This is a genomic window from Larkinella sp. (assembly GCF_965227735.1).
Classification (GTDB): Bacteria; Bacteroidota; Bacteroidia; order Cytophagales; family Spirosomataceae; genus Larkinella.
In genome coordinates this window covers 6,804,202-6,828,534 of the sequence record NZ_OZ245776.1, presented here as the reverse complement: position 1 = coordinate 6,828,534, position 24,333 = coordinate 6,804,202, and the positions used below count along the sequence as shown (strand labels likewise).

The following is a 24,333-nucleotide window of genomic DNA, read 5'->3' as shown; positions in this document are numbered from 1 at the left end:
TTGGGCGGTTATTTTGTTTAAATCAATTAGGGGAACGGGGCGATTGTATACTCAAAAATACGCTAAAAAAGACGGCTTTCCAACCGGATCAATGAAACCGGTCGGCGCGGACTTCCAGTGTTTTCATGATTTCGGCTTCGGTTTCCAGCAGTTCTTTCCAGCGTTTCCGGACCTTTTCTTTCGGATTGTATTCTTCGGCCAGTTCGATAAAATTCCGGTAATGCCCGGCTTCCGAAATCATTAGCTCGCGGTAGAATTTTTGCAGGTATTCGTCCGACAGGTTCTCCGACAACAGCTTGAACCGTTCGGCGCTGCGGGCTTCGATGAGGGCATTCATCAACAGCTTTTCCATTAACTGCTCGTTGCGGTCGCCCGGTTTTCGCAGCACCTGCAGCAACTGGTTGACATACTCATCCTTACGCGGTTTTCCCAGCGGAATATTCCGTTTGCGAAGCTCTTTCAGAACCCGCTGAAAATGCCCCCATTCTTCGGCCACCACCGGCGTCAGCACCTCCACCAGTTTTTCACGTTCGGGAAACTGAACGATCAGCGAGATGCAGGACGATGCGGCTTTCTGTTCGCAAAAGGCGTGGTCGATCAGGATATCGCCGAGGTTCATTCGGGCAATATCGACCCAGCGCGGATCGGTGGGAAGTTCCAGGCCTAGCGTCGTTATCACAGCTCAATCAGTTTTTCCTGTTCCCGGTCCCACCGATACGGTGAATTAGGCGTTTGGTAGAAGCCGCCCAGCCAGCGTTCCACCGGGTTAAGCACCCGGCGTCCGGCAATGATGTCGGCACCGGTTTCGGTCAGACTAACGCCCGCTTCGGTATATTCCCACAGTTTTCCGTTCAGTTGGCGGATGGTTTCTCCCACGCTCAGGTCCGTAATTCCGTAGTCGCGGTCCTGCTGCAAAAACCGCCCGATCAGGCTGGCTTCCGGCATCGGCCCTTCCATCAGCGTGGCAGTCAGCATATGCTCGATCAGATTCAGGTTGTTTTCGCTGAACGGAAAACGATGTAAATGCAGAATCAGGGCGTTTCGCAGAAACCGCAACCGGCCAAAATCGGCACCCAGAAGTTGCTGAATGGCCAGCGGCTCCGGACTGGCGTAGGCATTCCAGACCGCTCCGGCCACCTCCAGTTCGTGACGCGTCAACGTTTCGGCCTGTAAAAACAAGGTCGCCAACTGGGCGCCCTTCAACTGTCCGATGCCTTTGAAAAAAGGCTCTCCCGGAAAGGAATCGACCGAGACCTGCTTGATTTTAGTGGTTCCCAGGGGACGCTGCGCCAGTTGGGCCAGCAGAAAAACCAGGTTGATCTGACAGAACAAATCGTGCTCGAACCAGAGGTAAATTTCGTCGTAATCGGTCGGAACCGCCAGCTTTTCAAACGCCTGCACCACCAGCCGGTCATAATCGGAAGGCGCGTCATCCGTCACCTTGTGCCAGGCCCGGCGAATGCGCCACAGTTCGTGAACCGATTGAACATCCGCCTTCACCGGCCCCTCCGACATCGCTTCCCGCCAGACCATCAGATCGATGGAATCGGCATCTCCCAGGATGTTCGATTCGGCAAATGCTCCGGCGGTTGCGTCGCCGTTGAGAATATGTAACACTTTCATAGTCAGGACTTAGTCGAATAATAACCAATGAACCCCAAAGGAAAAAGACCGGTTGATTGTCCGAAAATATGGTGCGCTGTAATAAATCTGGTCGAATAGCCCCTGGTTAGCGTGGGCCATTTTCAGAAAAAGCCGCACCCGGTTGATCCGTAAGTTGGCATACGGTTCGGCCATGATGTAATCGCCCAGTTTGGTTTCATTCTGCAAATGATACTGCTGGGTGAGCGGCATATACTGGTCGGCGTAATAGGCCGATTTGTAATGAAACTGAACCCCCGCCAGCACATACAATTTCTTGAATAACAAAAAGTTATACTCAAACCGGGCATTCGCCAGCAAAGTTGGTATACGCAGCACGTCGTCGTTCGATACCAGCGTGTAATAACCCTGCCCCGCCATTGTAAACTTGCCCGCCCGGAACTGCCAGCCCAAACTCGTTTGCAAAATGCTGAACGCATCCGAAAGCTGTTGCGGAACCGCTGCCGTGTCGAAATAAATATAATTCGTCAGCAAGTAATAATCCATTCCGGGACTCAGAATCAGCTTTCCCAGCTTCAGATTCAATTGACCGTAGGCGTGTTGCGTCCCCCGCAAATCAAACTGGTTTGCCAATCTTCCTACATGATCCCACTGGTAGATATTGCTCGTATACCGGTTTTGGAGGAGCGTCGGTGAGGCAAAAACACTTTCGTAACCGGCAGTCAGCAGGCGGCTTTCCAGACGCCCCTGAAGGCGGAAATCGCGGCCTAACAAATACTCCACTTCGGCCGTCGCCCGCGTCTGGCTGTCCGGGAAATAGTAGCCCAGCCAACCACCCACAAACGTTTCGAGCCGCCTGCTTTTGTAGCTCGAATCCGGAACGAGCCGCCCGATGTTAAAGCGGTTTTCCAGGCTGTAATACCGGTTCCGGAGCCAGGCGCGGTAGTTGAAAGCCGATCCGCGCGCCGAAAACTGGCCTTTGATCCCGATCTGGTTTTCCAGCAGACGAAACAAGGTGGTTTGCCGGGTTTCCAGATTGTCGAAATAATAGCGGGGGTAAAAAGGTTTCCGGGACAGATTCGACGAGTCGGGCGGCAACAAATTGTCGGTTATGTCCGTGTCGGTAAACCGATAACTTTGGGCGCGAAAATCAACAATGTTGTAAAGCTGAAAAGCCGTGTCCAGAACGTACTGGTGATAGAGATGGAGGTCGTTGCGGATTTCGCGGGAGTTCGCCGTTGACAAAACGGGCCTTAGCTCCAGGTCAGGATTGGCGGCATTGGACGTACCCGAATCGGGTTCAATCACCCCACCCTGATCGAGTGAGCGGTGGTTGAGGTTGTTGTAATGCGCCAGCAAGGTGTACTTAGCGTTTTTGGACCGGTAATTGGAATGCACGACAAAATTCCAGTTTTCGGCCAGGCGCTGGGTGCCGGACGAAACGGCGGTGGTTCCCCCAAACTGCACATCCGACGTCATCCGCTGGAGATTGAAGCCGAGGTTCCAGCGTTCGCTGATGTTTTGCGTGAAGTCGAAATTGACGATATTCTGTCCCCTTCCTCCCAGCACCAGATACAGGTTCGTGTAGGGCGATCGCGTGTCGAAATACCGGATGCTCTGGGTCTGATACCCGTATAAACCGTAAGCACTTAGACCGGTTTGGGAACCAATGGCGGGTGTCTGGTAAAAAACCGACCGCAGGGCCGTCCCCAGATTTCCCAAATCCGTATAGAGGTTGTCAAAACGATCAACGTAACTGGTGCGGTGCACACCTTCCAGCGTGGTATCGATGGTAATCAGGGCTTTCCGGTTATTCAGAACGTCGCTTTCCAGGAAAAAGCGGGTCGTTTTAGGTCCATAAATGAGCCTGGTGGAGTCGTCGAGAATGGCCCCTCCCGCGCTGGCTCCCGACCCTCCGGTTGTCGTCGGCTGTCCCCCGGTCCGGTTGCCGCCCTGCGGAAAGTTCGGAAGGCGCGTAGGCAACTGCGCCCAGGCCGGAGAGGTGAACCATAACAGCAGGATACTTGCACGCAGTAAAAAATGTCGGGTCATATGGTCTGAACTGGAATTCCGCCAATTTATTGATTCGCGGTGATTACTTTTTGCGCTCATTAGCTTTTTTTAACAACCTATCGCGGCTGTTTAAACCCGTTGCGGCTGGCTTTTTTGAATCATTTCCCGGAACAATTCTTCGTCTTCCAGGAATTGCACGTCGATCGGCAGATAGGCAAACCGCGCGGCATCGCCCCCGGTTTCGGCCAGCAAAGGCGCCAGTTTGACAAAGTCCTTTTCGGTCGTCAAAACCGTTGCGCCAACCGGCAAGTCGTCCAGAATGCGTTTCAGATCAGCCGTCGTATACCGGTAATGATCGGCAAACCGCCAATGATGCACCAGCGAAAAATGGCTTTTGACGTACATCTCCAGCGACTCTGGCCGCGCAATGCCGGACACCAAAATTACGCTTTTCAGGCCCGTTCGGATTGATTGGTTCACAAAATTAATCGGATCGCCGTATCGGAATCCCGTAAAAAAGACCGGTACGTCGGCCCGGCCATACGCCCGGATTCGATCCTGAATGGCCAGTTGCTCGCTCTGGCTCAACCCGTCGGGGCATTTGGTTACCAGAACCGCATCCGCCCGGCGGGCACCGTGCCGCCGTTCGCGCAGGCGCCCGCCCGGAAACGGCTGGTCGTCGTAAAACGGCCGGTTGTAATCCGTCAACAACAGGTTCAGATGCGCCCAAACGGGGCGATGCTGAAACGCATCATCCAGAATAATCACCTGTAAATCAGGATTTATTTTCAGCAGTTCCGGAATCGCTTCGGCGCGTTTTTCACCCACACTAATCAGTACCCGAGCTTCAACGGCCCTCTGGTTCTGTCCGTGTTTCCGATACAGCAACAGGGGCTCGTCGCCGATGGTGTCGGCGGTGTCGGCATCCTTTGCCAGACGAAAGCCTTTGGTTCGGCGGCCATAGCCCCGGCTCAGCGTGGCCAGCGGCCCGAACGGTTTCAGCAAACGAACCAAATAGTCGACGTGTGGTGTTTTACCGGTTCCTCCAACCGTGATATTCCCTACACCAATGGTATAGATGGGCGGCCTTAACACTGTGATAATACGTCTGTCATACAGCGCATTACGGATGTCAGTAATACCGCCGTACAGCCAGTTGAGGGGATTCAGTAATCGGTTGAACACTAAGTTTTACGTAATAATTTATTAACAAGCCTATTCAGTAACACCCAAAATTACTACTTTTAATGATGAATGCCGTTCCTTATCTGTCACTATGAGTCTCAAGGCCGACTTCCTGAAATACACATTGCATTTTACGTTCGAGGCCGGAACGTCACGAGGCACCCTAACGCAAAAAGATAGCTATTTTGTCCGCATTCGCGACGATGAAGACCCTTCTGTGGTCGGCTGGGGCGAGTGCGCTCCGCTCCGCGGGTTAAGCATCGACGACCGTCCTGATTTTGCCGATCAACTGCGTCATACCTGCGAGCTTTTCAACCAGTTGGACCTTCAGCTTTTTCACTGGAATGTCCCGATTGTGCTTCAACTCATCAGCGACCGGCTCCCGTCGATCCAGTTTGGTTTTGAAACTGCCATGCACGACTACATCAACGGCGGGCAGCGGACGGTTTTTGACTCCGAGTTTGCCAAAGGTTCCAGAACCCTGCCCATCAACGGCCTGGTGTGGATGGGAAAACCGGAGTTTATGCGCCGGCAGATTGAAGAAAAGCTGGAAGCGGGTTACACGACCATCAAATTAAAAATCGGGGCCATTGATTTCCGGCAGGAATGCGACCTGCTCGACGCCATTCGCTCCCGATTCAGTGCCGATCAGATTACGCTGCGGGTGGATGCCAACGGCGCTTTTGGCCCCGACGATGTGCTGGACAAACTCAACCAGTTGGCCGCTTTCGACATTCATTCCATCGAACAACCCATCCGGTCCGGGCAACCGGAGTTGATGGCCGAACTCTGCCGCCAGTCGCCCATCCCCATTGCGCTTGATGAAGAACTGATCGGCCACATGGAATACGTGGAAAAAATGCGGTTATTGAAAAAAATCCAACCCCACTACATCATTCTGAAACCCACGCTCCTGGGCGGTTTTATTCACTGCACCCAATGGATTGAAATTGCCAACCGGCTCGGCATCGGCTGGTGGATCACCTCCGCTCTCGAATCCAACATTGGCCTGAATGCCATTGCGCAATACACCGCCCAGTTCAAAAACCCCATTCCCCAGGGCCTCGGAACCGGGCAGCTCTACCACAATAACATCGAAAGTCCGCTGGCGATTGAAAACGGTTTTTTGAAAACCGATCTCACCAAAGGCTGGAATCTGGAGATTTTAGAAAGCGGTCGGGGTGTGCGCATAGAAAGGTAAAGCCGGTTTCTGCCGCCTGTTTTCTATACCCAGTCAATTCCTTTTTTCAGCAAACCCAGCGTTTCGGCTTCCCGGCTTCCGGGTTCAGGCTGGTAGTCGTATACCCAGTTGGCCTGCGGGGGCATGCTCATCAGAATGGATTCGGTGCGGCCATTGGTTTCCAGACCGAATTTCGTGCCCCGGTCCCAGACCAGATTGAACTCCACATACCGCCCCCGGCGCAGCATCTGCCATTTTTTCTCGTTTTCGCCAAACGGCAACGCCCGGTTTTTCTGCATGAAGTGGGTGTAGATCGGCGCAAAGGAATTGCCGATTTCCTGCACAAAGGCAAACAAAGCCGCCTTGTGATCGTCGTCGGCCGGGCGCAGGTAATCGAAGAAAACACCGCCAATACCGCGGGTTTCGGCCCGGTGGCGGATGAAAAAATAGTCATCAGCCCAGCTTTTGTACTGAGAATAATAGTCGGGATGGTGCCGATCGCAGGCGGTTTTCAGGTACTGATGAAACCAGCGGGCATCGACGGCGTCGACGTAATGGGGTGTCAGGTCGATTCCGCCCCCAAACCAGCACTCGCCCGAACTGAGTTCAAAATACCGCACGTTCATGTGAATAATCGGCACCAGCGGGCTGTGGGGGTGAATGACGATGGATACGCCGGTGGCATAAAAATCGGCCGGTTCGGTCGTTTTCATCTGCTTCAGCACGGCTTCGGATGCCGGACCGTGGACGGCAGAGAACAGAACACCTCCTTTTTCAATCACATCGCCGTTCTGGATAATCCGGGTGCGGCCTCCGCCCCCTTCGGCGCGTTCCCAGCGGTCTTCGTGGAACCGGCCGGAGCCGTCGGCGGTTTCGAGTGCCTGGCAAATCCGGTCCTGTAAGTCCGTAAAAAAATCAGTAATGCTTTGTTTGTCGACAGCCATTCGGGAATGATGCGGTTTCTTGGTCCGCAAAGATACACGGACCTACGGATTATAGTCCGGACGACCGGACCGTTTTAGCGCTTTGGAAAGCAGATTGCCCGGCCAAACCGCGACCTGCCGACGTCTTCTTCGCCTGTTATTCACTGATTTTTAGCGCAAACCGCACAGGCCGGGGCTTATCGACCATCAACAGCAAACCTTGTCCGGTCAATTGGTGGAGCAGTTTGCTGGCCCGGTATTCGGAGATATTGACCAACTGGGCGTATTGTTTGGCGGTAATGAAGTCGGTTTTTCGGAGTACCTGGATCAAATTGCGGACATTTGACGATTGCAGCAACGGACCGTCGGGCGTCACCAGGTTGGTCAGAATCAGCTTGTTCGTCGGCACGGATTTGTCTTTCGCCCGGACATAGATGGTTCGCTTCCCTTTTTCGTCGATGGCATAATGCGGTTTTTCGTCGCTCTCCGCCACTTCGATCAGAATGACCTGCCGACCCAGTTCGTTGATGACTTCATAACTGACCGAAATGGCCGGGTCGATCAGCAGATCGGTGGCTTTTTCAATTTTCTGCATTTCGTACAATTCCGACTCGACGCCCGACACCCGCCCGTCGTCCGACACGCCGATGAGCAGCAGCCCCCCCGACGTATTCGAGAAGGCAGTCAGCGTTCGGGCAATGCGGTGGGCCGTATGAATGGTCGATTTAAATTCGAGCCGGGTGCCTTCTCCCCGGGCAATCAATTCGGTCAGGTTATAGCGCATACTGTTTTAAACCGCGTTATTGAAGTGTTTTGTTTACAAAAAAACAATTTGAAATAACGAAAAAGGGGCGTCACCGGTCGTGTCTATCAGTCCTTTAGGCTACTAGTTACTGAAAATTGCCATTCCGACCTTGCTTTGCATAGCCCTTTTTAAATTTTATCAGTATATCTTTGATTGAGTTCATCTCATATTGCGATAGATAATCCTGACAAAGCCCGGTTGCAGTTGCAGCCGGGCTTTGTAGTTTTGGGGCAAAATGAGCCAGTCCGAAAACCGGCATCCTCCGAAACCAGATTCTATGAAACCGATCCTCTATCTATTATCTCTCACCCTTATCGCCTGCCAACCGAAAAAAAAACCGGATCCCGACCGAGCGGATGCCTACCGCGACTTGCTGATCGACCGGGTGGTCTGGAACAAAAGCGATGCCTCAAATCCACAGGTTCCTTCAACCAACGTACACGGGTTTACGATGACCAACACCTCGGAATTGTATTCGTATCATCAGATTGAAGTCCGGTTCGACTATTTTGACAGCACCTACCACAAAATCGGCTCGTCGAACAGAACTCTCCCGCAAACCATCGGACCACGGGCCGCGCTGCCTGTTCGTGACATTCAGGACGGGCCGGTGATGCCAGCCGCCCGGTCGGCGACGGTCACGGTGGTCAAAGCGGAATCCGACCGGGCGGTTTTACCTGATTAAATCCATTGTATACCTGCCGAAAAGCGGATTTAATATGTCTTATGTACATATTGTTACTGACTGACTATCTGCCTATTACAAAAAAAAGCAAAAAAAACTTTCCAAAATAAGGTGATAAACGCACTTTATTTCCCTCTTATAGATGAAGCAGTACACCTGTACTGCCTGTAATTAATAGAGATTGGTAAGTGGAACATCCCGGCCTTTTTGGCCGGGATTTGTTTTAACCGGGCAGAATTACGCAACCAGGTGGCAATAAAATCCCGAAACACGCACCTCCTGACCATTGTCCAGGGCGCGCAGGTAGCAGGTGTGAATGCCGGTTTCATTGTCACAAAGTGGATAAGCAGTCACAATGAATTTCCGTTTGGGCGAAAACAACTGCGATACCGGCAGGTTAACAACCGCCCCCAGGCGGGGCAATATGGCGTGGTTAAAGTTGGTTTTAGCGGTTAACATGGCTTTCGGCATTGTTTGGTTCCGGCTCCGGCGCTTTCGCCCTGGCCCATTTATTTATCACCAAACGGTGGCTTTCGTTATCAATCCGCGCGTATTTTTTGATAACTTTACGAGTCTATGCCATTGTTTATCTCCTCCCTCAATTCGGGCAGCAACGGAAATTGTTATTACATCGGCAACGAGCAGGAAGCCGTTCTGATCGATGTCGGGCTTTCCTGCCGCCAGATCGAAACCCGGTTTCAACGGCTGGGGTTGTCGCTTCGGACGGTGAAAGCCATTTTCATTACCCACGAACACTCGGACCACATCAGCGGCCTTTCCCAACTGGTGCGGAAGTATAAACTGCCGGTGTACATTACCCCGAAGACCCTCAACAACTGCCGCCTGTCATTAGAGGGTGTTCCCGTTTATCCCTTTTACGGCAACGAAGCCGTACAGATTGGCGACCTGCGCATCACGGCTTTTCCGAAACACCACGATGCCGCTGATCCCCACAGTTTCACGGTCGATTTTCAGAACACGAAGGTTGGCATTTTTACGGACATCGGTATGCCCTGCGAACACCTTGTTCACCACTTCAGCCAGTGTCACGCGGCTTTTCTGGAGGCCAACTACGACGAAGACATGCTGGACCGGGGGCGCTATCCGTATTTTCTGAAACAACGCATCCGGGGCGGCAAGGGCCATTTGTCCAACCAGCAGGCGCTGACCCTGTTCAGGCAACACAAACCGGCTTTTATGAGCCACGTTTTGTTGTCGCACCTCTCCAAAGACAACAACTGCCCGGAACTGGCCCGCGATCTGTTTCTGCCCCACCTCGACCGAACGGAGCTTGTTGTGGCTTCCCGCTTTGGCGAAACCCCGATTTTTCGGATTGATGGTGCCATGGCGTTGGTTTGACGAATGATTGCTCGTAGTTTTAGCCTTCTCCCATTTACCCCAAAAAACAATGAAAAAAACCGGTTTATTATTCGGATTCCTTTTCCTGGCGCTGGCCGGAGCGAATGCCCAAACGTTCCGTGGTCTCGACAAATCACCGATGGATATGGCCTACTACCCTGACGACTACGCCCACGACCGCAAGTTCGCTCCGGCCAAAATCGGCACTGATAAGGCAATGGTGCGGATCGTCTACAGCCGCCCGGGAAAAAATGGCCGTGAAATTTTCGGAACCAAACTGGCGCCGTATGGAAAGGTCTGGCGGGTGGGTGCCAACGAGGCCCCGGAAATCAAATTTTACCAGGACGCGACGTTTGGTGACAAAAAAGTGAAAGCGGGTAATTACGCGCTGCTGGCCATTCCGACCGAAAAAGAATGGACCCTCATCCTTAGTTCCGATGTGGACCAGTGGGGTGCCTACAGCTACAACGAAGCCCTGGATGTGGCCCGGGTGACCGTACCGGTGCAAAAGCTGGACACGATTCTTGAGAATTTTTCGATCCAGTTGACCAAAAAAGATGCTAAAACGGCCACCCTGTCTATGGGGTGGGACACCACGATGGTGGCGGTGCCGATTTCATTTTAAGGTCTCTCTGCCGGAAGCAAACCGGTTGTTTGCTTCCGGCAGAGTTTTCGAACCACCCCCTCTAATTCCAACTGATTTTGGCCAGCGTCGGGTATTTTACCGACAGGGTCAATTCATTTTTTAGCGGTACCAGCCTTTCAATGGTTTCATTGTCCGGTTTATACTGGGCTTCAACAAAAAAACCCGGCAGTCTAACCAGCTTGACGATTCCGGCTGGTGTCTGGCGAGTCGCCTGGTACTTACCGAATCGAAAGACAAACTCCAATTGTTGATTGAATTGCAATTGACCAAATGTTTCCATGTGCCGCTTTTTAAGAGTTAGGAGAGAGAAGTGAAAGTGAGCAATGAACGTCGGAACCGTCAATTCAACCAGGCGTGAAAATTTGAACCCGCAGCGCTATTGCCTGCCCGAAAATAAGCAACTGCTGTCTCTCAGCGCCTACCCGTTCGGGTAGTTTGCGGGCATTCTATAAAAACTACCTCCTTTGATTGTGCCAATTCGGGTATTGGGACCTGAAAAACCGGCACTGAAAATATCATTTCCGGATGTAGACCAGCAGATCTTTTCGGTCTTTGATTTCTAGTACGAGGTAAATATTCTTGATGTGATATTTAACGGTATTCTCGGAAATGCAGAGTTTATCCGCAATCGCTTTGTTCGATAAACCCGCGGTCATGCATTGAAAAACCTCCCGTTGCCGTTCTGAAAGAAGATCCATGCCAGAGCCCGGATTGGTTTTATTTTCGGTCTGCGCTTTTCTGCTGATGGTGATGTAGGCATCCATCTCGGCTTTCATTTGCAAAAATTCAGCTTCGAGCCGGTTCTGCCGCTGGCGGTAGAAAAGCAAACCGCTGAGTAGAAGCAAGGCAATGAGGGTCAATCCGGAAAGAATCAGGGTCAGACGGTCACGGCTTTTTTTTTGCTGCAATAATTCCTGCTCTTTGGTTTTCAACAGGATACTTTCCTTCTGATCGTGCAGCAAACTGATGTTTTCTTCCCGGGCATAAATTAGGTTGAGACTGTCGATTTTTGCTTTGATCTCCACAATTTTGGACGCATCATTTCGCTTCTCAAAAATTTTCAGCAGTTCCTCATACGCATACAGATGATACTTGATGATTCGGCAGGAATCGGCATACCCGGTTGATTTCTGCATAGCTTCTTTCAGAAGTTCTTCCCGGTTCATCGCATCGTAAAGCTGGATTTTCTTCACATAAATCATGGGCAGATTACACGGGTTGGAGGTCTGCATCCAGGCAATGGCCCGATCGTACGCGTCATCCGCTTCTGAAAACTGCCGGTTCAGAAAAAACAGATAGCCCTGCTGCATGACCAGAACGGCTTTGTTTTCAGGATTGATGAAGCGGAAGCCTGAAACCGCCAACCGCTTTATCAGACTGTCGGCTTTCGCGTAATGATGCAAATCGAAATAGACAAAGGCTTGCTCAGCGATGATGTTTGCCTCATATCGTTGTCGTTTTGGGGTTTCCCGGGCAAATCCGAGGGCGATGGTCAGAAACTTCAGTGCGGATTGATAATCGAACACCCGCTTGTAGGTATACGACAACAGGAGGGCCGCATGGTACTTGTATTCAGGTGTTTGCACAGGATCCTGCAAGAGCGACAACAGCAAAGCCTGTGATTCTTTGTAGTTGAGCTTATTATTGAGTTCAAATACCTTTTGTTCCAGTTGCTGCGGACTGAGCACCTGAGCCGAACCATGAATCGACAGAAAGAACAACCAACAACCGTAGACCGAGCGCAGCAACCAGGACGTATTCATACACAAAACCAGTAAAATTCGCGGGGTAACAAACCGTTCCCGGCATCCTTCCGACCGGTCGCTACGCATGGTGAAGATAACAGTATTCTGCTAACCCGAAAACGGATTTCGGTTATCGAACAGCAGTATTTGCCTTCAAAGTGTCTAAATAAAACCCGGATTAATCTTAGAACCGCTGACTATCACGGTTTTATTGGAAAGTGTAACGGCGGGTTCCCGTCAATGACCACTCACTTTCGAAAAAAGATTCATCACCAACACGCCCGCAATGATGAGAATCATACCGATGATGGCGGGCGTATCGGGTACCTGTTTAAACAGAAAAATACCCGCCAGAGCGGTCAGGACAATGCCGACGCCCGACCAAACGGCATACGCCACGCCAATCGGCAACGACCGCAAAGCCAAACTCAGCAAGTAGAACGAAATCAGATAGCCTAGGATAGTAATCAGACTAGGCACCAGTTTCGTAAACTGCTGAGACGCATTCAGGGCGCTGGTTGCCACCACTTCGGCAACAATGGCCGCGAATAAATAGAGGTATTTCATGGGGTTGATGTGGGGCGGTTTTCTTTACATTTTTACACAAAGGAACAAAAGAAGCCCTGCAAGTCAATAACTTACAGGGCTTTGTGAAGTGGAGACGCAGGGAGTCGAACTATACCCGGAAATACAAAAAAATAGCCCTATTAGCGTAAATAGGCACTTTTTGCTTCTGAAAACTTGCCATTTTATCATAACTTCTTTGCCATTTCCTTGCCATTTTCCTGCCATTTTTTTTTAGGCTTTTTTGATACTGCATTTAACAATCATTCTGGGCCAATGCTGATTCTCAATTTATAAATATACCAAGAATCATCAAACAAGTTATTTGCTTGGTTAACTAACCGATAATCCTAATTTAAGCCGAAATTCCCTATAATAATCCCCCCCAGGAGGACCTCAAACCTTTTGGTGCTCAATCTTTTTAGCTTGCTCTTCGGATTGTTTTTGCAATAACTTATTCTTCTCTTCTAGCAATTGATTCTTTTCTTCAAGCAATTGAATGTATTTGTTTTTCCAATAATCGACTTCTTGCTTTGATTCTGAGGTACTTACTTCTGGTTTATCCTCCCTGCCAAGTAATTCATCGACAGATATTTCTAAAAGCCTTGCAATCAAAATCAATTTGTCCTGATCAGGCCGCTTATCCTGCTTAAACCACGCATTAACCGCTTGCCTCGATACACCTGTAGCACGGACTAAATCAGCCTGCTTCAAGTTTTTCTTGGACATAAAGTCTTGCAAACGGCGCGAAAATGAATTCATAAAAAAAATATATTTCAATCATTGTTTGACATTTTGTCAATCATTGATTTACATTTGCCACTGGTAAATTTAACACTGGTTATTTTAACACTGGTAAAAGTAACCAGACAATGACAATCAACCAAACCCAAAATGAATGAGGGAATATTGAAAGGACAAAAGGCCAGTGCAGCCGAAGAATGGCGAGCACGGATGCGTATCGCCCGCGATAAGCTCCCAGAAGGGATTGGGCAGCAAAAAGTAATCGAAGCCGTGGTCGTAAAAGCACCACACCTGGACTCGCTTAGCAATTCGACCCGCTGGCGGGAAGCCTGGCTTTGCCGGGTAGCAGATCCCGAAATTACGCTCCTGGTCGAACAGGTAGTCGGGTTATTAAAGGACAAGAAGAAGGTAATCCGAAAGAGATTAAGCCGACAAAAAATTACCCGCAATTGAATTTCACTTTAAACCACGTAAACGATGATTCTGAACCATGGAGAATTAGAAAAGTATCCGGCCATCAAAGGGTTGGCGTCCATTTTGTTCGCCCAAAACCACCTCGATTCCCTGTCGATCCGAGAAGAACCCGACCGGCTGCGGGGCACGAAATACATCATTGAGCTGGTGGGCGAAAACCTGCGTCTGGGTTCGCTCCTGCTGACCAAGAACGGGCGAACGGATGCCACCGACATTCAGATTTTTGCCTTCGGCAGCCGGTGCAAAGCCCTCATTACCATCTACGAACCGTATCCACCCCAACGATCATGACCGCCATTCAAATCATTCTGGCCTACCTGGACGGCACGCTCGCCCTGATGAACGAAACCGTCTTGCAAGACGCCCAGCTCACCATTGATACGTACATCGCCCGGCTGATCCGCTACCAGGAACTCGACGGCACCGACACCGAAAAAGACCGCAAGCTCCTGACCGAAATTAGTGACTTCCTGACGGCTGCCCGCTCCCTGCAGCTCCATTGATTCCGTCCTTATTCTGAACCAGTCCACCCATCACTTTTGGTACACGAGACGTCTATTGTGTGCCAAAGCAATCTAACTTTTTGCCTCATGCTACTGCAAACACTTCGAAAGATTCTCGGTCATCTGCGTCCCAAAGCCACCAACCGCTTCATCACCCTGGCCGTGCCGTTCGAAAACCAGCCTGCCCTGGACGTTTTTCACGCCATTCTCGACACCCACATCCTGATGAAGCTCAAGGTGTACGCCGACGAAACGAGCATCCCCTTCCCGACGCCGGTGCTCTACCAGCTCGATGCGCTCGTGCCCGACGAACCCGCCAATTCCATCGGCACCTATTCGGATTTCGACAATCTGCGCGTCTACCTGAATTTCCTGCTGGAAGGACACCGGGTGGCCAACACTGCCTGGTTGCTGCACCACTCGCTGGAGACGGAACACCAGGCCCTGCGCGATCTGCTGCGGGCCCTGCCGGATTCGCCCCACGCCCGGCTGCAAATCACATTCTACCTATGAATCCCCAGGCCCATTTCCTGTTGCAGTGGTATAGTCTGCTGGCGGTTCTGATCCTACTGGCGCTGGGCATCGCTTGCCCGCGCCTGTGGATCTGGCTGATGGATGAACCCAAAAAGAAACGCAAGCGATGACCGAGCGCCTTCAGAACTATTCATTTTCATTTTTCAAAGGGGGCATTCGGGTCAATGCCCCATCGGCCACCCTCACCCTGGCGGATGCCGTCCGGCTGATTTCGGACGGCACCTACCGGGAAAAGGTTCAGCAGATCCGGACGTTTCCCGAACCCAAAGCCCGAAAACCGCTCAAGGAAGGGCTGGACTACGTGACGTTTTCGGGCGTCTTCGCGCCGACCCGCCTGGTCAAAAACCTCAAACAGCATTCCCGGCTGCTGGTCCTGGATTTCGATCACGTTGAAAACCTGACTGAAACCCGCCTGCAGCTCCAGGCTGATCCGCATACGCTGGTGCTGTTTGCCTCTCCCTCGGGCAATGGGTTGAAACTGGTTGTTGAGATCAACCCGGAGCGGCACCAGGAAGCCTTCGCCGATCTGGCGTTCTACTTCCGGCAAACCTACCGGCTCGACGTCGACGCCAGCGGGTCGGACGTTTCCCGGCCCTGTTTCCTGAGCTACGACCCGGACATCTACCTGAACCCGAATGCGGAGCCTTACCAAATCAAGGGGCTGGTCACCCGGAAAGAAAAGCCTAAAACCGACATCCAGATCAGGAAGGATGCGACAGAGGTTTTTCGTCACGTGGCGACGGTGGTCGAGCGGATTGTAGCCGCCCGGGTCGATATCACCGGCAGCTACTCCCAGGAATGGCTCCTGATCGCTTTTTGTATGGCCACACTCGGCGAAGACGGCCGGGCCTTATTTCACCAGGTCAGTCAGTTCAACCCGAACTACACGGTGGAAGATGCCGATGAGAAATTTACCAATGCCGTCCAGACCACCCGCTTTACGCACCCCTGGAAGTTCTTTCAGATCGCCAAAGACTACGGCATCGATGTCTCGAAAACCCGCCGGGAAAAGAAGGAAACGGCACCCGAAGAAAGCAAACCGCAGCCCGATCCGGAAGCCAAACCCGTTGACAAACCCAAAAAGTCCGAGCGCATTCTGTCGCAGAACGTCGATTACCGCGACGGCGGGATCTGGATCTGGGGCACCAAGAACTGGATCTGCGTGGCCGAGAATTTCCAGATTTACGTCAAGTACTGCACCGAAGACGAAAACGAGGAAAAGACCTGGATTCTGGAGATTCAGCGGATCGGCATCACCAAACCGCTGTACATCGAAATTTCCCACGAGGAGTTTTGCTCGGCGACCAAGCTCAAAAACAAGCTGGCCAGCCACCGCCTGGCCCTCAAGATCACCGATACCTATTTGGGGGAACTCTGGCAGCACATGTTCCGGATGAATTTTCCGAATGCCGTCAAGGTCACCCGCCTGGGCTACCATCCGGAGAGCCGCGTGTTTTTCTTTTCCAACAAAGCCATCAGCGTCGATGCAGCCGAAGCGGTGCTGGAACCCGACGAGTTTGGCATCGTATCGGTTCAGCCGCCAGACGGCCAACCGCCCCTGTGTCTTTCGATGCCGGTGGTCAAGAAGAAACGGGCGCACCTGTTCCAGTTGTCCAGTGGTGCGATGACCTTCAACGACTGGTTTGGCTTGCTGGTGCAGGTGCACAAATACGAGAATGCGATCATTCCGGCGGCTTTCTACCTGATGGCATTGTTCCGCGACCTGGTGGTCAAACACACCAATGCCAGCCCGATTCTGTATTTGAAGGGCGGGGCCAGCAGCGGCAAAAGCTCCATTGCCCGCTCGCTGTGCCGACTCTACAACCTGCACGAAGCGGTGGCCAACCTCAAAAACAAGAACACCGAAGCGGGGCTGGTGCGGGTGATGTCGCACACCTCCAACGGGGTGATCTGGATGGACGAGTACCACAATGATTTTCCGTTTGAAGGCTTGCTGCAGTCGGCCTACGACGACAATGGCTACATCCGGGCTGAAGAAAACAGCCGCGACGGCACCGACACCATCGACATTTACAGCGCCCTGGTGCTGACCTCCAACTACATTCCGGAAAACCCGATTTTCTTCAGCCGCTGCCTGTTTGTGCCCATCACCGAACAGCAGAAAACCGACGAGCAGGTGGAAGCCTTCGCGCGCTTCAAAGACATCGAGCAGGACGGTTTGTCGTTTGTGACGCTGGAAATGCTGAAACACCGGGCGCTGGTGGAAGCCAATCTCAAGCAGGCGTATGATGATCTGTACACGCCCCTGAAGGAAGCGACGCGGCACGAAAAACCGGTGGAACGGCTGATCTCCAACATGGCCCGCGTGCTGTCGGTGGCCTACATCCTGCAGATTTTCGGCAAGATCAACCTCCAGTTCGAGGTGACCAGCGACGACGACATTCTGGCCGAGTTTGTCGCCATCGGAACGCGCGGGATTCTGCGCCAGCACACCATCCAGACCGAGAAAACGGCGCTGTCGGAGTTCTTCGAGATCATTCAGAACCAGTACGAAAACGGCTTTATCCAGGAGGACATTCATTTCCGTTTTGAGGGCAGCCTATTGCACCTGCGGTTTCCTTCGCTTTATACCATTTACGCCCAGAAATACCGGCAGACATTTTGGAAGTCACCAGCCGAGCGCGACACGCTGCGCGACGAAATGCTGGCCTTCGAGTCGCCAGCGAACCCCGACAAGTTTTTCCGCAACATCCGGTTTATGACCGACGAGAGTGAATCAACGCCGGGCGGCTCGCGCTCGGTCAGCGGCTCATGCACAATGACTTACAGCAAGATTACCGACAAGTTCGGGGTGGATCTGCGGGGCAGAAAGATTGAAAAAGGCTTGAACTAAACTCAAAAAAAAACCGGCTTTTTGCTACCACGCTACCACAGCAGCAGTAAAGTCCCTGATAATCAGTAATAAGTCTGTAATAAAGTTGTGGTAATTCTGTGGTAAAGGTGTGGTAGTGTGGTATTTGTAATATTGGCTACCACAAAAATAATACAGAGAAAGGCACTTAATTCATTACTAATCAATGCTTTAACTTTTTGTGGTAGTGTGGTAGAAATACAACCCTGAAAAATCAGAAAAAAACATGGAAACACCCGAAGTCGAAACCGAAAAAGTACAAAAAAACGAGCCGGTGATTGCCCGCTTCAGCCGGTGGCGGGATGGGCAGGGACAACTGTTTCTGGTGCTCTACAAAGTGGGCGGTTTCGATGCCGGCGGCACCTGGCGCGTAAGTCAGATCGGCTTTCTGAATATCGATGAAGAACAGCCCCGCGAAGTGCCGCTCCGGGAGTTTCAGGACTGGATCGAGGCCGGGATTCTGACCCGCTTTACGGGGGTCATCTGACTATAGCAACGCATTTTCAACTTTATAAAACCAAAATCCCATGCAAGACTCTCAAGTTATTACCGGCAAGTTTCTCGGGGCCAGTGCCATCAAATACGTTGGCGAGAACAACTACGCCGTCCGTTCCTTCTGGATCGACATCACCACCAATCCGGATTTTCCCAACACGCCGGAGTTTCAGTTGAAGGGCGACAAAGTGAACCTGGTCAACGAACTGCGGAAAGGGCAGTCCGTGGTGATCAAATACAACCTGGACGGCCGGAAATATGACAAGACGGCGGAAGGCGGGCGGAAAGGGGTGACTACGAACCTGAACGCCTGGCGTATCGAAGTGGTGCAAACGCAGTCGGCGGCCACGGTGACCACGGCTCCCCAGGCTGCGGTTCCGAACCGAACGGCGGGACTACCGCAGCCCGCACCAGTCGGAATGGGAAATGCTGCCGACGACGATATTCCTTTCTGATATGCCCGTCGATTACAAACGCTATCATCCGAAGTGGAGCCTGATCAGTCGCCTGATCCGGTTCCACCGGGCAAAGGGCCGGTGTGAATGCTGCGGGGTTGCCAACTACTCCGTGGGCCAGTGGCGGGAAAACAAGTGGCTGCCCATTCACGGCACACCGGAAGCGGATCGACTCGGGGCAGGGTTAGGCAGCTACAAGGAAGCGACCGCCTACCGGGATGAGCACAACCTGCGGTTTGATGACTTTCCGATGGCCAAACTATCGGTGGTCGTGTTGACGGTGGCGCATCTGGATCACGATATCACCCACAACCGGTTTGATAACCTCCAGGCGCGGTGCCAACTCTGCCATTTGTCACACGACCGGCGGGACAATGCCGAACGCCGAATGTATGGGCCGACCGGGCGGTTTTATAATCAACTTCGGCTTTTATACTCAGGGAGCAGACTTTCTGACTAAATTTTAACTTGCTGTATTCAGTCTATTCAACTTGAAACGCAAGTCAATTAATTCCGCGGAGCCGCCCATGCGGTCAATCAACACACGATTTCTTTACTTTGAATTCTTGACCGAGCTAATGGCTTCTATTGATATACAGGAAGTTGCAAAAAGTCACATTTTACCACAAGTATATTCCCCACGTTTTATGAACACCAAAAAAATGAATTTCGGACAGGCTATAGAAGCCATGAAAAAGGGCCAATTGGTTCAACGAGTAGGCTGGAACGGCAAAGGGATGCACATCTACTTGGAAGAACATTTCGGCGTAATTCTGGGCAAAGGTGGCGGCATGGAGCACAAACGAAAGTATATGCCGGTGATCATAATGTACACCGCACAGGACACGCACCAACCCGGCTGGAATGCGTCAACCGTCGATGTACTGGCAGAAGATTGGCAGGTAGTGTATTCGAATAAATAATTCGTATTAGGTGGGGTGAATGTTTGCCCCACCTAATACGAATTATTTAAAATGAGAGAGCATGGAGAAATCGTTGGTTTCCATCCAGTTCCTAACCTTATAGACAGGCAGACTATCCTCCTGAATATTAATGTTTTTGGTTTCAATAAAAGCACGAAGAGACGTTTCATACTCCTGCGATATTTTACCCACTTTAGGGATAAACAAAACGGACGTGTCAGTTCCCTGTTGACCTAAAAGTATTTCGAGATTTGCTCTTAAGTTTTCCATGTATATCTGATTTTTAAAATTTTAATAAATGAATCTAAATCAAGAACCCGAGATGAATAATGATAGTTCAATTGTCTTTAATTCAGCCTATTACAAAATAATATTACTAAGCGATTAAAATATTTTTAATCGCTTAGTAATATTATTTAATCGCTGGAATAACACTTTTTTAAATTTTAGTTTTTTTTTAAAATCCGAATGACAATCCAGATACTACCGACCGACCGCCTGTTCACCGACTCCCAGATGCCGGGGCTCAGCACTGCCTTTGCTGCCGATGCGGTTCCGTAATCGGAGAGAACACTATGCCTATTCGAGCCTGGACAGATGACGGGAGCAATACCGAATATCGGTACCACCCGAAATGCTTGGGGCTTAACGTCTCCGACTTTGAGCCTAATTACGATTTTGATGATGACTTCTAACAAACGTCCGAATAAATGGAAGAAACTAAAAACGGCTGGTACAGAGTGAAGGGAGTTCACTACTACCATTTCGACACCGGGAACGGATCGTCAGCATGTGGTCAATACGAATACTGGGGTAGACATCCTGAACACATTGAAAATCCGAAAGAGATTAGAAAATGCCATGCCTGTCTGGATAAACTCGCAGAACAATCTAAATAAACGTCCATATTATGAACGACAAGATTGTAAACGACTGAACACAAGATGCCCCGCTGCTACCAACAGCGGGGCAACTGAAACCGGGATCGACAAGAGACGCTAATGTAAGCAACTTACCCAAAACTGACCATGCAAATCGAAATTCCCATCAGACCGCACGTAAAGACCTACCTGACCCACCCGGACGTGTTTGGACCCGAAGCGATTCAGGTTCGTAAAAACAGCTACCTGGGCCGGGTCATCATTGGCCTCCTGAGCCAGTACCCCCTCGACGACTGCGACTGGGGCGAAGGCTTCAAACCCCTGCCCATCCTGACCGGCGTGACGCTGAGCGTCGCGTGTTCGTTTCCGCTTCGCACCGAGCTGGTCACCGACGACAACCTGATCCGGCTCGGCCACATTCTGGAAGACTATTTTGAAAACGGCCTGATCAGTTTCGTCAAAGGCCGCATGGACCGGCTGCCGTCGCTGCAGGGATCGGTTAAACGGTTTTACGAGATTTTCCAGATCAATCCGGAGCATTACGACTACGATGCGGCCTTTAAGCTCGTTCGGCGGCAGCAACTCCGCAGTCTGAGCACCCCCGCCAAACGACTGCAAGCCGCCTAAAATAATCCTGTCCTATTTTGGGCCAATGGCGTCCTATTCCCTTCAAATCGTGTCCTGAAAATGAAAAACCTGTCCGGTTTCTACGGGCAGGTTTTTTGGCTTCTCTTCCTTCTTAATAAAGGCCCGTTTTGGGGGCCGAATCCTGTCCTGTTTCCCGCTCATCCGAATCCGTAGTTTCGGAGCATGGGAATCACGCAGCAACGCATCGGGGAATGGGGGCAATTTGCCAACGCCGGGGGCATCCGCCGGTTGAAGCTGCTGGCCGAAACCGACGTGCTGGCCGTTCTCGATCCCGTTCAGTTCCCAAACGCCCTGCCCTTTCCCACCCTGGCGGCTGCCAACCTGATTGTACCGCCGGGAGCCACGATCTATGAGTTCTGTTTTGCCAACGGTACCTGCGGCCTAACGGTGGGACATACCGAAACCGAGAACGGCGACGCCTTCGAGCTGGTGATTGGCTTTGAAGTACCCAAACTCCGCGCCGACGTGTTGGCCTGGATCGTCCGGCATCTGGGTCGGCGCTGGGTGGTGATTCTGCAAGACTTTAATGGTACGAACTATCTGGCGGGGGATGTCCAGACGCCCCTGGAGCTAACCACCACCCAGAGCAGCGGCAACCGCCCGGCGGACCGCAACGTGATCCGGTTTCAACTCCGCGGCCGGCAGACGCACCCCGCCTGGCTGCTGGAAAGCTTCGAGAACGCCGACCTGTTTCCCGATGCCGATTGGGGCTACGAATTTGATCTCTCCTTTACTTCCTAAGTATATGCCCCTGAACATCCAGCAAATCAAAGACCAAATCACCGACACCTTTTCGGGCAGTCCGCCGAGACCCTTCCGGTTTTTATCGCCCCTGGTGGTGCGCGATTTTCTCATCAGTCTCATCGACTGGGTCACCGGCCAGGATTACACGCCCGACCACGAGTGGACCGGTACGCAAATCCGGTTCACCCGCGCCGATGGGCAGGTGGGGCCGTTGGTCGACCTGCGCGGGCCGCAGGGACTCAAAGGCGACAAGGGTGACCCCGGCACGTTGACGGCCAGTGTGCTGCCGCAAAGCGATGGCTTCGATACGGATTTATTGGTGGCGCAGACATCTTCTGGTCAACTCATCAAAACCCGATCCCTGAGCGTGCTGGGTGTGGTTCCATCGTCCACCCTGGAACAGCCTTTCTCGCCCACCCGGCTCCGCATCGGGCTGGGCAGCGAACAGATCAGTATTTTTTTTGGGGGCAAACTCAGCAACATGCTGGCGTTCGGCATCGCCCGGGGGCTGTTTCCGTCCCCAACCGTGGTCCTGACCGGGACGGCGACGATCGCCAACGTTACTGCCCTGACCGACGACGGCGACAACGTCGATGCGGTTTTCGGCGGGGGCGTTTCGGGTGGAACGGTGCAGATCACCTACGCTTTTACGACGCCCTTGCCGGTCTATAACCAGGCCCTATTCCGGTTTTTTCACGTGTCCCGCTATCCGTACACGAATGAAATCGCTAGCCTGAAAGTGGAATGGCAAACGTCGGCGGCCGGATATCCCTTCCGGACGGTTTATGATGGTGCTCACGTTTTGAGACAGGGCATGTTTGAAATTCCGGCGACTGCAGAGCCTGATTTTCCGCTCAAGGGCTTGCGGGTGACGTATACGATTGCGGCCAACCAGACGGTGCGGCTGATGGAACTGGGCCTGGCGCACGCGCGGCTGCCCTTTGGGCGGGGCGTGTTGGCCGAATTGCACCACACCAACCTGTTTAGCGGGGCCAACACCTTCTCAGGGGCCACGACCTTCAACGGTGACGTAACGCTGAAACGACTGATCGCGTCGGGCAATGCGCCCAGTGTCGCCGTCAACGCGGTGAACGCCACCGGAGCCGGAGCCGGGGCTACGGCCTCCATCGCGGCCGGGTCGACCGATTTGGCCGGAACCCTGACGCTGACCACCGGCACCACGCCCGGCACCAATGTGGTGCTGGCCACGGTGACACTGGCATCGGTTTTGACGGCAGCTCCCAAGGCGGTGTTGCTGACGGCCCGCAACAACCAGGCGGGCATGAGCTTCAACCGGTTTTTCGTGGGTACCAAAACCAGTGCGGGTTTTACGATCAACGCGACGGACTCGGGACCGGCGGGCAGCACCACCTTTCAATTCGACTATATCCTCATTGCGTAATACATGGAAAACACCCTACTCGCCCAACTGGGCCTGCTCCGCCAGCCCTCGGGAGCCATCACCGGCATCGACCTGCCGATTTCGCCCACCCCATTATTGGCCGATGGCCTGCAGCGCCGGGTGCGTCTCAAACGACTGACCTTCGACGCGGATCTGGAAATTTCGGTTCTGTTTGAACTCTACGTCTGCGATGCGGACGGCAACGATCTGTACGCGCTCTACAGCCAGGACGGCACGCTGTCGCCGTTTGTGATGCGCGAACGAATGGCGCGGGTGCAGCCCATCGAGATTCCGCGCACCACCGCCGGATCGTTTCGGAGCAGAATCACCGGGGCGCTGGTCGATGCGGAGACGCCGGGGGCCGTGCCAGAGCTGCATTTCTTTCAAAATATGGCCCTGGGCCACCTGCAGGCGCAGGGTTTGCCGCTGACCGGCTCGGAGCCGTACCTGGTGGTGGTGTATCTGATGCTGGCCAACATCATCCGCGAAAAAGACGCCCGGGGGGAATTCTGATGGACGACGGCATCATTGTACGCTACCGGGAGGAAGACCCGGACAAATCGGACCGCTGGGTGCTGGTCGAGCCGCTGACGTTTCAGACGCTGATCGGGGAAGTGATCATTCCGGCGGGCTACGTGACGGACTTTGCCAGCGTGCCCGCGCCCCTGTGGAGCGTGTTTCCGCCCATCGGACGTTACAACCGGGCGAGTCTGCTCCACGACTACTGGTACGATAACCGCCTGGGCGAAGACAAACTGGGAGCCAAACTGGCCCGCAAGCTCGCCGATCTGGAGTACTACTCCCGCATCGACCAGATCGAACCCCACCGCAAGCTGCGCAACCGCTTGATGTACCTCGCCTGCCGCTGGTTTGGCCGGTCTTGGTGGGAGAATTGAGTCCTGGGGAATGGGGAAATAGTCGGGCAGATTCCGGTCTGAATGGACCATTTTT

At 52.5% G+C, this 24,333-nt stretch carries 31 protein-coding genes; 19 read left to right on the top strand and 12 right to left on the bottom strand.

Annotation, left to right across the window (positions count from 1 at the left end; all coding sequences use genetic code 11):
* Positions 1 to 88: 88 nt before the first annotated feature.
* The 4 genes from ACO064_RS26870 to lpxK form a co-directional block, all read right to left on the bottom strand.
* Positions 89 to 676 carry a tRNA-(ms[2]io[6]A)-hydroxylase gene (locus ACO064_RS26870; RefSeq protein WP_421831069.1) on the bottom strand — a complete coding sequence of 196 codons (588 nt, stop codon included), beginning with the start codon at positions 674 to 676 and terminating at the stop codon, positions 89 to 91.
* Positions 676 to 1,623: a DUF1835 domain-containing protein gene (locus ACO064_RS26865; protein ID WP_421830277.1), complete on the bottom strand. Its 948-nt coding sequence runs from the start codon at positions 1,621 to 1,623 to the stop codon at positions 676 to 678. The genes ACO064_RS26870 and ACO064_RS26865 overlap by 1 nt, the downstream gene beginning before the upstream one ends.
* A 9-nt stretch (positions 1,624 to 1,632) precedes the next feature.
* A complete protein-coding gene (locus ACO064_RS26860; protein ID WP_421830276.1) occupies positions 1,633 to 3,654 on the bottom strand; it encodes a putative porin in 2,022 nt (673 codons plus the stop codon).
* A 90-nt stretch (positions 3,655 to 3,744) separates the two neighbouring features.
* On the bottom strand, positions 3,745 to 4,800 hold the full coding sequence (lpxK, locus tag ACO064_RS26855) for a tetraacyldisaccharide 4'-kinase (RefSeq protein WP_421830275.1): 1,056 nt from the start codon (positions 4,798 to 4,800) through the stop codon (positions 3,745 to 3,747).
* Positions 4,801 to 4,891: 91 nt separating this feature from the next.
* Between lpxK and menC the strand changes: the two genes are divergently transcribed.
* A complete protein-coding gene (gene menC, locus ACO064_RS26850; protein ID WP_421830274.1) occupies positions 4,892 to 6,001 on the top strand; it encodes an o-succinylbenzoate synthase in 1,110 nt (369 codons plus the stop codon).
* 23 nt (positions 6,002 to 6,024) lie between these two features.
* Here the strand turns inward: menC and hemF are convergent, their stop codons facing one another.
* The gene (hemF, locus tag ACO064_RS26845) at positions 6,025 to 6,924 is read right to left on the bottom strand and encodes an oxygen-dependent coproporphyrinogen oxidase (protein ID WP_421830273.1); all 900 of its coding nucleotides are present in this window, start codon (positions 6,922 to 6,924) and stop codon (positions 6,025 to 6,027) included.
* A gap of 136 nt (positions 6,925 to 7,060) precedes the next feature.
* Positions 7,061 to 7,687, bottom strand: a complete 627-nt coding sequence (locus tag ACO064_RS26840) for a helix-turn-helix domain-containing protein (protein ID WP_421830272.1) — start codon at positions 7,685 to 7,687, stop codon at positions 7,061 to 7,063.
* Between the two features lie 298 nt (positions 7,688 to 7,985).
* Between ACO064_RS26840 and ACO064_RS26835 the strand changes: the two genes are divergently transcribed.
* Positions 7,986 to 8,393, top strand: coding sequence for a hypothetical protein (locus ACO064_RS26835; RefSeq protein ID WP_421830271.1), 408 nt, complete (start codon positions 7,986 to 7,988; stop codon positions 8,391 to 8,393).
* A gap of 237 nt (positions 8,394 to 8,630) precedes the next feature.
* Here ACO064_RS26835 and ACO064_RS26830 read toward each other — a convergent pair whose 3' ends face one another.
* A complete protein-coding gene (locus tag ACO064_RS26830) occupies positions 8,631 to 8,852 on the bottom strand; it encodes a hypothetical protein (protein ID WP_421830270.1) in 222 nt (73 codons plus the stop codon).
* Positions 8,853 to 8,969: 117 nt separating this feature from the next.
* Here ACO064_RS26830 and ACO064_RS26825 point away from each other — a divergent pair, with 117 nt between their 5' ends.
* Both ACO064_RS26825 and ACO064_RS26820 read left to right on the top strand, forming a co-directional pair.
* Positions 8,970 to 9,752 (top strand): MBL fold metallo-hydrolase, encoded by a 783-nt coding sequence (locus ACO064_RS26825; RefSeq protein WP_421830269.1) that lies wholly within the window; start codon positions 8,970 to 8,972, stop codon positions 9,750 to 9,752.
* A gap of 49 nt (positions 9,753 to 9,801) precedes the next feature.
* Positions 9,802 to 10,377: a DUF2911 domain-containing protein gene (locus ACO064_RS26820; protein ID WP_421830268.1), complete on the top strand. Its 576-nt coding sequence runs from the start codon at positions 9,802 to 9,804 to the stop codon at positions 10,375 to 10,377.
* A 61-nt stretch (positions 10,378 to 10,438) separates the two neighbouring features.
* Here ACO064_RS26820 and ACO064_RS26815 read toward each other — a convergent pair whose 3' ends face one another.
* From ACO064_RS26815 to ACO064_RS26800, 4 genes are all read right to left on the bottom strand, one after another.
* Entirely contained in the window at positions 10,439 to 10,678 is a 240-nt protein-coding gene (locus ACO064_RS26815; protein WP_421830267.1) for a hypothetical protein, read from the bottom strand.
* Between the two features lie 235 nt (positions 10,679 to 10,913).
* Positions 10,914 to 12,161 carry a response regulator transcription factor gene (locus tag ACO064_RS26810; RefSeq protein WP_421830266.1) on the bottom strand — a complete coding sequence of 416 codons (1,248 nt, stop codon included), beginning with the start codon at positions 12,159 to 12,161 and terminating at the stop codon, positions 10,914 to 10,916.
* 219 nt (positions 12,162 to 12,380) lie between these two features.
* On the bottom strand, positions 12,381 to 12,710 hold the full coding sequence (locus ACO064_RS26805) for a DMT family transporter (protein WP_421830265.1): 330 nt from the start codon (positions 12,708 to 12,710) through the stop codon (positions 12,381 to 12,383).
* Between the two features lie 393 nt (positions 12,711 to 13,103).
* Positions 13,104 to 13,469, bottom strand: a complete 366-nt coding sequence (locus ACO064_RS26800; protein ID WP_421830264.1) for a helix-turn-helix domain-containing protein — start codon at positions 13,467 to 13,469, stop codon at positions 13,104 to 13,106.
* Between the two features lie 132 nt (positions 13,470 to 13,601).
* Between ACO064_RS26800 and ACO064_RS26795 the strand changes: the two genes are divergently transcribed.
* From ACO064_RS26795 to ACO064_RS26750, 10 genes are all read left to right on the top strand, one after another.
* Positions 13,602 to 13,904, top strand: coding sequence for a hypothetical protein (locus ACO064_RS26795; protein ID WP_421830263.1), 303 nt, complete (start codon positions 13,602 to 13,604; stop codon positions 13,902 to 13,904).
* A 24-nt stretch (positions 13,905 to 13,928) separates the two neighbouring features.
* Complete coding sequence (locus tag ACO064_RS26790) at positions 13,929 to 14,216, top strand: hypothetical protein (protein ID WP_421830262.1); 288 nt, start codon at positions 13,929 to 13,931, stop codon at positions 14,214 to 14,216.
* Positions 14,213 to 14,428: a hypothetical protein gene (locus tag ACO064_RS26785; RefSeq protein WP_421830261.1), complete on the top strand. Its 216-nt coding sequence runs from the start codon at positions 14,213 to 14,215 to the stop codon at positions 14,426 to 14,428. Before ACO064_RS26790 ends, ACO064_RS26785 begins: the two co-directional genes overlap by 4 nt.
* A gap of 87 nt (positions 14,429 to 14,515) precedes the next feature.
* On the top strand, positions 14,516 to 14,941 hold the full coding sequence (locus ACO064_RS26780; RefSeq protein WP_421830260.1) for a hypothetical protein: 426 nt from the start codon (positions 14,516 to 14,518) through the stop codon (positions 14,939 to 14,941).
* A complete protein-coding gene (locus ACO064_RS26775; protein WP_421830259.1) occupies positions 14,938 to 15,072 on the top strand; it encodes a hypothetical protein in 135 nt (44 codons plus the stop codon). Before ACO064_RS26780 ends, ACO064_RS26775 begins: the two co-directional genes overlap by 4 nt.
* A complete protein-coding gene (locus tag ACO064_RS26770; protein WP_421830258.1) occupies positions 15,069 to 17,816 on the top strand; it encodes a BT4734/BF3469 family protein in 2,748 nt (915 codons plus the stop codon). Before ACO064_RS26775 ends, ACO064_RS26770 begins: the two co-directional genes overlap by 4 nt.
* A 244-nt stretch (positions 17,817 to 18,060) precedes the next feature.
* The gene (locus ACO064_RS26765; RefSeq protein WP_421830257.1) at positions 18,061 to 18,321 is read left to right on the top strand and encodes a hypothetical protein; all 261 of its coding nucleotides are present in this window, start codon (positions 18,061 to 18,063) and stop codon (positions 18,319 to 18,321) included.
* A 40-nt stretch (positions 18,322 to 18,361) separates the two neighbouring features.
* Positions 18,362 to 18,784 (top strand): DUF3127 domain-containing protein, encoded by a 423-nt coding sequence (locus ACO064_RS26760; protein ID WP_421830256.1) that lies wholly within the window; start codon positions 18,362 to 18,364, stop codon positions 18,782 to 18,784.
* 1 nt (position 18,785) lies between these two features.
* A complete protein-coding gene (locus ACO064_RS26755) occupies positions 18,786 to 19,244 on the top strand; it encodes a hypothetical protein (RefSeq protein WP_421830255.1) in 459 nt (152 codons plus the stop codon).
* 187 nt (positions 19,245 to 19,431) lie between these two features.
* Positions 19,432 to 19,707, top strand: a complete 276-nt coding sequence (locus ACO064_RS26750) for a DUF2829 domain-containing protein (RefSeq protein WP_421830254.1) — start codon at positions 19,432 to 19,434, stop codon at positions 19,705 to 19,707.
* A 42-nt stretch (positions 19,708 to 19,749) separates the two neighbouring features.
* On the opposite strand, the gene ACO064_RS26745 is transcribed toward ACO064_RS26750, so the two are convergent.
* A complete protein-coding gene (locus ACO064_RS26745) occupies positions 19,750 to 19,977 on the bottom strand; it encodes a hypothetical protein (protein ID WP_421830252.1) in 228 nt (75 codons plus the stop codon).
* Between the two features lie 758 nt (positions 19,978 to 20,735).
* On the opposite strand from ACO064_RS26745, the gene ACO064_RS26740 reads away from it, so the two are divergent.
* The 5 genes from ACO064_RS26740 (at position 20,736) to ACO064_RS26720 (ending at position 24,278) form a co-directional block, all read left to right on the top strand.
* Complete coding sequence (locus tag ACO064_RS26740; RefSeq protein ID WP_421830251.1) at positions 20,736 to 21,215, top strand: hypothetical protein; 480 nt, start codon at positions 20,736 to 20,738, stop codon at positions 21,213 to 21,215.
* A 183-nt stretch (positions 21,216 to 21,398) separates the two neighbouring features.
* Positions 21,399 to 21,977: a hypothetical protein gene (locus tag ACO064_RS26735; protein WP_421830249.1), complete on the top strand. Its 579-nt coding sequence runs from the start codon at positions 21,399 to 21,401 to the stop codon at positions 21,975 to 21,977.
* Between the two features lie 4 nt (positions 21,978 to 21,981).
* Positions 21,982 to 23,382 (top strand): hypothetical protein, encoded by a 1,401-nt coding sequence (locus tag ACO064_RS26730; protein WP_421830248.1) that lies wholly within the window; start codon positions 21,982 to 21,984, stop codon positions 23,380 to 23,382.
* 3 nt (positions 23,383 to 23,385) lie between these two features.
* Entirely contained in the window at positions 23,386 to 23,895 is a 510-nt protein-coding gene (locus ACO064_RS26725) for a hypothetical protein (RefSeq protein WP_421830247.1), read from the top strand.
* On the top strand, positions 23,895 to 24,278 hold the full coding sequence (locus tag ACO064_RS26720; RefSeq protein ID WP_421830246.1) for a DUF1353 domain-containing protein: 384 nt from the start codon (positions 23,895 to 23,897) through the stop codon (positions 24,276 to 24,278). The genes ACO064_RS26725 and ACO064_RS26720 overlap by 1 nt, the downstream gene beginning before the upstream one ends.
* Positions 24,279 to 24,333: the final 55 nt, after the last annotated feature.